Raw genomic sequence first — 7,280 nt, 5'->3', positions numbered from 1 at the left:
TTATCTGCGCTTTTGGCTTGGCATCTGCCGCACCTCGCTCGCCGTATCGGCACTTAGAATTATGCGGTATTGCCCTAAAAATATACGGTAAAACGCGCATGTCTATCTGCGGGCGGTGCGCCATAACAATCAGGCGGCGGGAAACAGAACCCCGACCGGGAAAGGAAAAACAATGAAACGTATTCTGGTCGTAGAAGACGAAGCCAGCATCCGCGAACTTGTGGCACTGAACCTGAAAATGACAGGCTGGGAAGTATTGGAAGCCCCCAGCGCGGAACGTGCGCTGGAGTTGATCCAGAAAAATCCCCCCTGCGATGTAGCGCTGCTGGATATCATGCTGCCGGGCATGGATGGGTTTTCGCTGTGCGAAACCATCCGCCACGGCGACCCGTACATCGGTATTATTATGGCGTCCGCCAAAGGGCAGGAGAGCGATAAGATCCGCGGCCTTTCCATCGGCGCGGATGATTATATCACCAAGCCGTTCTCGGTGTCGGAGCTGATGGCCCGCGTGGAAGCGCTGGCCCGCCGAGTGCGCCGCAGCGCCACTGCGGACGATGAACAGGCAGGCTCCGAGCCGGATCAGCTGGTCAGCGGCCCCTTTGTGCTGGATGAAAAAAGCCGCGTGCTGTACAAATCCGGCAAGCCCATTGACCTGACCCAGGTGGAATTTCAGATCATGGAGCTGTTTTTCCGCAACCCCGGCACTGCCCTGGTGCGCGAAAAGATCCTGGAAGGCGTTTGGGGCAAGGGGTATTTCGGCGATGTCAAGATCGTGGATGTCAACATCCGCCGCCTGCGCATGAAAGTGGAAGATGAACCCAGCAGCCCCCAGCACATTTTGACCGTCTGGGGCTATGGCTACCGCTGGAACGCATAATTACCGCATTTTTATGGAAAGGGGGCTGCCGCCTGTGCAGAGCATTACCCGCCGCTGGCTGCGCGGCAGCCTGCTGATTACCATTTGCATCCTGGCTGCGGCGCTGGGGCTGTTTTTGTATTACAGCCACCAGAATTTGTACGGCGGGGTGCAGCGTGCCATGCAGGCGCGGTTTTCCACCGTGGAGGGGCGTTTGCAGGCAACCGGCACCGCCGGCAGCAGCCAGGCAACGTCTGAAAGCCGCAGCCAGTCCCTGCGCCGCACGGTGGAACAGTTTGATGAAAAAGATAAGTTCGAGTTCATGCTGTTGGATTCCTCCGGCGTGGTGCTGGCAACCTCCAGCGGCACCATGAACAAGAATCTGCTGAGCGAGGGCAGGGATTTTTATCAGGCTGTCACCGGCTCCACCGGCAGCGGCATGGTCACTTTCCGCACAGCGGACGGCGAACACGTGATGGCTGTTACCAGCCTGGTGCCTTATGCGGCGGGCAATGTGACGGCCATGCGCCTTGTTACCAGCCTGACGCTGGTGGACCGCCAGTGGTACAGCACGCTGATGGTTTCGTTCGGCGTGGCGGCGGTGGTGCTGGGGTTTGCGGTGTTCAGCGGCCTGTTTTTTATCCGCACCATTGTGCGGCCGCTGGGCCAGGTGGAAGCCACCGCCAATCGCATTGCCCACGGCGATTTGACCACCCGCCTGCCGGATACCCCGTATGACGATGAGATCGGCCGCCTGTGCAAAGCCATCAACCAGATGGCCGAGGACCTGACAAAAACGGAACGGATGAAAAACGAGTTCATCTCCTCTGTCAGCCACGAACTGCGCACTCCGCTGACCAGCATCAAAGGCTGGGTGGAAACCATCGCCAACATCCGTGACCCCGATGACGAAAACTACCGCAAGGGTATTACCATTATCCGCAGTGAGACCGACCGCCTGTATGATATGGTGGAGGAACTGCTGGATTTTTCCCGCCTGCAAAACGGCATCAAACTGAACTGCGAGGTGCTGGATTTTGTGGCCGAAGCCACCGACGCTGCCCTGTTTGTGGAAGCCCGCATCCGGCAGGAGGGGCTGCACCTTGTGTATGACGAACCGCCGGAGCCGTATCCCGTTTGGGCTGACCCCGCCCGCCTGCGCCAGGTGTTTGTCAACGTATTTGATAACGCCATCAAATATTCGCCGCCGGAAGGAACCATTTTCTTTACTCTGACCCGCACCGCCACCACCGTAACGGCCAGCATCCGGGACCAGGGCCGCGGCATTGCGCCGGATGACCTGCAAAACGTAAAGATGAAATTCTTCAAAGCCAAAAACGCCGTGCGTGGTTCCGGCATCGGCCTGGCGGTGGTGGATGAGATCACCAAAGCACTGGGCGGTACGGCGGATATCACCTCAACGTTGGGGCAGGGTACCACCGTTACCATCACCCTGCCCATCTACCACGCTGGGCAGGAACATCTGCACGAGCCGCTTTGACCGCAAAAATAAAGGAGAACCCATGCCGCAAGAACAACGTCCAACTGAAAAATTCCGTACCTCTGTGGGCGGCCAGGCCCTGATGGAGGGTATTATGATGCGCGGCCCTGAAAAAATCTGCTGCGCGGTACGCCGGCCGGACGGCACGATTGATCTGAGCTATTCCGATGTGACCACCCACTGGTACAATAAAGTTCCCCTGGTGCGCGGAGTGTGCAATATGGTGGAAAACCTGATGAACGGGTACAAATACCTGATGCACTCCGCCGATATTGCCATGACGGAAGAGGAAAAAGAGGAAGAAAAGCAGAACGAGAGCAAGCTGGACCGCTGGCTGGACGAACACGCCGGCCCCAAGGTACAAAGTGCGCTGATGACCCTTTCCGCCTGCGCAGGTGTAGTGCTGGCAATTTTTCTGTTTACCTTTCTGCCTACGTTCCTGACTGGGCTGGTGGCAAAAGTGATCCCCATGGGGCGCTGGCCGCGGGTCATCTTGGAAGCAGTGCTCAAGCTGGCAATCTTTTTGGGTTACATGTTCCTCTGCACCCGCATGAAGGAAATCCACCGCATGTTCCAGTACCACGGGGCTGAGCACAAAACGATTGCCTGCTATGAGGCAGGTGAGGAATTGACGGTTGCTAACATCCGCAGACATACGCGGTTCCACCCCCGCTGCGGCACCAGTTTTTTGATTCTGGTCATTCTGGTCAGCATTGTGCTGTATGCGGTGCTGCCGTGGAGCGGTACCATGCTGCGCGTGCTGTACAAGCTGGCCATGCTGCCGCTGCTGGTGGGCATCTGTTATGAGATTTTGAAGTGGGCAGGGCGTTCCAACTCGCTGCTGGCACGGGCTGTTTCGGTGCCGGGGCTTTGGCTGCAGCACCTGACGACCTTTGAGCCGGAAGATGACATGATTGAAGTGGCCATCGCCGCCGTTACCCCCGTACTGCCCAAAAAGCCGGAGGACGGCCAATGGTAACGCCGCTTGCCCCACAGCAGCTGGCGGGCATTCTGCCGCGCCAGGCTGTGCGCATGGTGCAGGATGCTCTGCAGGCCGCAGGCTGCCCCGATGCTGATTACGACGCCCGCGAACTGCTGCGCATTGCCGCTGGAAAAGATCCGCGCTTGCTGTTTGACCCGCTTACCCGGCCGCAGGCTGAGTGCCTGGCGGAACTGGCGGCTCAGCGCATGCAGCGGGTGCCGCTGCAATACCTGGCAGGGGAGTGGGACTTTCTGGGGTTGACCTTCAAAGTCGGCCCCGGTGTGCTCTGCCCCCGCGCAGACAGCGAGGTGGTGTGCGAAACGGCCATTGAGCTGTTGCAGCAGATGGGAAAACCTGAGCCCCGGGTGCTGGACCTGTGCGCCGGAACTGGCTGCCTGGGCATTGGCATCCGCCATTTTGTGCCAAGTGCCAGCGTGACCTGCGTGGAAAAAAGCCCGCAGGCGCTGCAATACCTGCAAGCCAACGTACATGGCACCGGTGTGCAGGCAAAGGCAGCGGATGTGCTGCAATACTGGCGAGAGCTTATGCCCCAAAGCGTGCAGCTGATCATCTCCAACCCGCCGTACCTGACCGGGGCAGAGATGCAGGCCCTGATGCCGGAGACCGCCCACGAGCCAGCTATGGCGCTGGACGGCGGAACGGATGGGTTGGATTTTTACCGCGCCATTGCCGCCCACTACCGTGATATTGTCTGCCCCGGTGGGTGGCTGGTGTTTGAGATTGGCTGTGCCCAGCGGGCGGATGTGATGGAGATATGCCGCCAAAACGGCTGGCAGCAAGTGCAGGCAAGGAAGGATTACGGCGGCAACGACCGTGTGGTGTACGCCCAACGGGTGAAATAAATCTGATTTTCAACGTTTTGCAGCTGAAATGTGGAAAATGCGAAGAAAATTTTGAAAAGATGACAACAAATGGTTGTAATTCGTGCCGCGATTGGTTATAATAATACCTGATAAACGCAGGACGACCATTTGGATAGCAGCGCACCTGCCGTACAAAATAAAAACAGCACCGCAGTTGCCTGTGGTGCATATGGGATACAACGCACGATCGCTCAGATAAGGAGATATAAACTTATGGCAGCAAAAAAGGAAAGTTCATCCAAGCAGCTCCCCACCGGCCCGGCAGGGGATAAAAAGGCAGCGCTGGAGACGGCACTGGCCCAGATCGAAAAGCAGTTTGGCAAAGGCGCCGTGATGAAGCTTGGGACCAACGTTGCCATGCAGGTGGATGCCATTTCCACCGGCAGCCTGGGGCTGGACCTGGCGCTGGGCATCGGCGGCCTGCCACGCGGACGCATCATTGAGGTATATGGGCCGGAATCTTCCGGTAAAACCACCCTGGCCCTGCATGTTCTGGCTGAAGCCCAGAAGCTGGGCGGTGAGGTTGCCTTTATCGACGTTGAGCACGCCCTGGATCCCACCTATGCCCGCGCCCTTGGCGTTGACATTGACAGCCTGCTGGTCAGCCAGCCGGATACCGGCGAGCAGGCCATGGAAATCTGCGAAGCTCTGGTACGCTCCGGCGCGATTGACGCTATTGTTGTGGACTCTGTTGCTGCCATGGTGCCCAAAGCCGAAATTGAAGGCGAAATGGGCGATTCCCACGTTGGCCTGCAGGCCCGCCTGATGAGCCAGGCTCTGCGTAAGCTGACCGGCATCATCGGCAAAACAAACACCGTCTGCATCTTTATTAACCAGCTGCGCGAAAAAGTCGGTGTGATGTACGGCAACCCTGAAGTGACCACCGGTGGCCGCGCCCTGAAATATTATTCCTCTGTACGGATTGATGTGCGCCGCATTGAGGGCCTGAAGGACGCCAGCGGTTCCTTTATCGGCAACCGTACCCGCGCCAAGATCGTCAAGAACAAAGTGGCACCCCCGTTCCGTGAGGCCGAGTTTGACATCATGTTCGGCGAGGGAATCTCCAAACTGGGCGAAATGATCGATCTGGGTGCTAAGCTGGGCATTGTGCAAAAGAGCGGCGCATGGTTCAACTATGGCGATATCCGCCTGGGCCAGGGCCGCGATAACGCCAAGCTCTACCTGAAAGAACACCCTGATGTGGCTGCTGAGATTGAAAAGCAGGTGCGCGAAAATGCGGACCGTCTGCTGGCGGCCGGCAAAAAGGGAACCGTGAAGCCGCTGGAGAAGCCGGCTGTTACCCCCGTTGCTGCTGAAGATGCCCCTGCCGCTCCCATGGCGGATACACCCAAGACCACCGGCAGCGAGATGGACCTCGACATCATGGTTGACGAATAACTTACGCCTTTGCGATAAAACACTAGGCATCGAATAAAGAACAACCATTCGTAAATTATCAACTTCTTTATGCTGCGCGATGCTCCGGTATTCTCCTTGATTTGCAGTCGTATTTCGGTCGTAGGTCGTATAAAAGTCGTAGAAAACGGCAGAATAATTCAATAAAATGAACCCCTGGAGCAACACTCTCCAGGGGTTCATTTTATTGAATTTCTTATTTCTGGGCCTGCTTGATAACCTGATCCGCACCGGTAGCCGCAAGGCCAGAAACAATGCCCACGGCAAGCGCGATCAGCGGATCAGCGGCGGGAAAGTCCGGCACGTTGATGTACATGGCGGCCACCCCCAGCAGGCCGCCAAGGGCACCACAGATGGACGGCAGCCACTTGTTGGCCAGTGGGGTTTGCTTGATGGCGGTGGCAGCAAGGTAGCAGATAACGGTGATGCAAGCGACGCTTGCAATACCAAAAGATGCAAAATCCATGATTTTTCCTCCTATGTCTCTGTGTGTGATTTTCAAGCAGTTTTGTTTTCCAGGTCCGCGATCCGGTGGTTTGCCACACGCAGCTGCTCTTCCAGCACCGGCACCCGCTGGGCAAAGTTATTGTGAGCGCGGACTTCGCGGGTCAGCTCCTCCAAGCGGGCATCCGTGACCGCCTGGGCCGTTATCATCCGCTGTTCGGTACGGCGGGCAGCCATCATGTTGGTGATAACCACCCCCAGCAGGCTCAGCCCGCCGGTGATCAGGGCAACGATGATAGCATCCATGCTCATACCTCCACGATAGGGATGCCGTAGGCTACGGCGGCATCGTGCTCAATGCGGCATCCGCGATAGTCCTGCCAGCCAGGGGCGAACACTGCAAAATCGGCGGTGCCCAGCAGCTTGAGGCTTTCGCCCAAATACCACAGCGGCGTTGCGTCAGTCGGGGCGCCCTCGAAAAAGGATTTGATGACCTCGATTTCCTCATGGGTTTTCATATACACGTCGGCCATCAGCGCCTTGCGCTCTTTGAGGATTTCCTCGTCGGTCTTGCCGCGCATCGGCTGGGAGATAAACAATTTTTTCACCGTATCACCCCACATACTCGCTCTTGTACAACCCTGCGTCAATGAGCTGCAGCTCCGAGCACTTGCGCATGATGTACCATGCGTCCCCGCTGGATACCGGGCCAATGTCCAGCGTCCACAGGTTGCCATCCGCGCAGGTTTCGCGGTAGAGACTGGCAGCCACCAGCCCCAGCCCATCGCACAAGGCGCGGATGGTGCTGCGGTCGCCGCTGGAGATACGGCCAATGGTAATCCGCTGCTTGTCCAGCTTATTGGGGGTGGTATCCTCCGGCGGGGGTGCGGTGTGGCCCTGCAGGCCCGCCTGGATCATCATCCGCTCATAGTCCTTGTAGATGCGGTTGCAGTCCAGGCTGGTGCCGTAACCGGGGATGCCCAGGGCGTTGCGGCTGGAATACTGCCACATGCCATAGGGCAGGGGACAGGTGCACTTGCTGCTGTACTGCGCTACCCAAATATCATATTTGGACAGGAACTTGTGGTCCAACCGATTGCGGATAAAATCGCAGCTAGCATACAGGATGCCGTAATACCCTGCGGCCTCAATCTCCGACAAAAAGGCCTGTACAAGTGCCGTGCGCTGGGCATT

At 57.7% G+C, this 7,280-nt stretch carries 9 protein-coding genes; 5 read left to right on the top strand and 4 right to left on the bottom strand.

The genetic code is table 11. The annotated features are described in order from the left end of the window. Positions 1-172 precede the first annotated feature (172 nt). The 5 genes from C4885_RS14705 (at position 173) to recA (ending at position 5,624) form a co-directional block, all read left to right on the top strand. Entirely contained in the window at positions 173-880 is a 708-nt protein-coding gene (locus C4885_RS14705; protein WP_114001052.1) for a response regulator transcription factor, read from the top strand. A gap of 34 nt (positions 881-914) precedes the next feature. Further along, entirely contained in the window at positions 915-2,360 is a 1,446-nt protein-coding gene (locus C4885_RS14700; RefSeq protein ID WP_242979612.1) for a HAMP domain-containing sensor histidine kinase, read from the top strand. Between the two features lie 22 nt (positions 2,361-2,382). Then, positions 2,383-3,339: a DUF1385 domain-containing protein gene (locus C4885_RS14695; protein ID WP_114001051.1), complete on the top strand. Its 957-nt coding sequence runs from the start codon at positions 2,383-2,385 to the stop codon at positions 3,337-3,339. Next, positions 3,333-4,205, top strand: coding sequence for a peptide chain release factor N(5)-glutamine methyltransferase (gene prmC / locus C4885_RS14690; protein ID WP_114001050.1), 873 nt, complete (start codon positions 3,333-3,335; stop codon positions 4,203-4,205). Before C4885_RS14695 ends, prmC begins: the two co-directional genes overlap by 7 nt. A gap of 234 nt (positions 4,206-4,439) precedes the next feature. Continuing rightward, a complete protein-coding gene (gene recA / locus C4885_RS14685) occupies positions 4,440-5,624 on the top strand; it encodes a recombinase RecA (protein ID WP_114001049.1) in 1,185 nt (394 codons plus the stop codon). Between the two features lie 214 nt (positions 5,625-5,838). Here the strand turns inward: recA and C4885_RS14680 are convergent, their stop codons facing one another. The 4 genes from C4885_RS14680 to C4885_RS14665 all read right to left on the bottom strand — a co-directional run. After that, entirely contained in the window at positions 5,839-6,108 is a 270-nt protein-coding gene (locus C4885_RS14680) for a phage holin family protein (protein ID WP_114001048.1), read from the bottom strand. 32 nt (positions 6,109-6,140) lie between these two features. Beyond that, a complete protein-coding gene (locus C4885_RS14675) occupies positions 6,141-6,392 on the bottom strand; it encodes a hypothetical protein (RefSeq protein WP_114001047.1) in 252 nt (83 codons plus the stop codon). Between the two features lie 2 nt (positions 6,393-6,394). Next, positions 6,395-6,694: a hypothetical protein gene (locus tag C4885_RS14670; protein ID WP_114001053.1), complete on the bottom strand. Its 300-nt coding sequence runs from the start codon at positions 6,692-6,694 to the stop codon at positions 6,395-6,397. Between the two features lie 4 nt (positions 6,695-6,698). Beyond that, positions 6,699-7,280 (bottom strand): GH25 family lysozyme (locus C4885_RS14665; RefSeq protein WP_305791098.1); only part of this gene is annotated, 582 nt, incomplete at its 5' end.

Source organism: Subdoligranulum sp. APC924/74 (assembly GCF_003324125.1).
GTDB lineage: Bacteria > Bacillota > Clostridia > Oscillospirales > Ruminococcaceae > Gemmiger > Gemmiger qucibialis.
This window is presented reverse-complemented; position numbering and strand designations above follow the sequence as displayed.

Coding starts and splice junctions, on each gene's coding strand:
- C4885_RS14705 (WP_114001052.1), top strand. CDS start 173: ATGAAACGTATTCTGGTCGTAGAAGACGAAGCCAGCATCCGCGAACTT.
- C4885_RS14695 (WP_114001051.1), top strand. CDS start 2,383: ATGCCGCAAGAACAACGTCCAACTGAAAAATTCCGTACCTCTGTGGGC.
- prmC (WP_114001050.1), top strand. CDS start 3,333: ATGGTAACGCCGCTTGCCCCACAGCAGCTGGCGGGCATTCTGCCGCGC.
- recA (WP_114001049.1), top strand. CDS start 4,440: ATGGCAGCAAAAAAGGAAAGTTCATCCAAGCAGCTCCCCACCGGCCCG.
- C4885_RS14680 (WP_114001048.1), bottom strand. CDS start 6,108: ATGGATTTTGCATCTTTTGGTATTGCAAGCGTCGCTTGCATCACCGTT.
- C4885_RS14675 (WP_114001047.1), bottom strand. CDS start 6,392: ATGGATGCTATCATCGTTGCCCTGATCACCGGCGGGCTGAGCCTGCTG.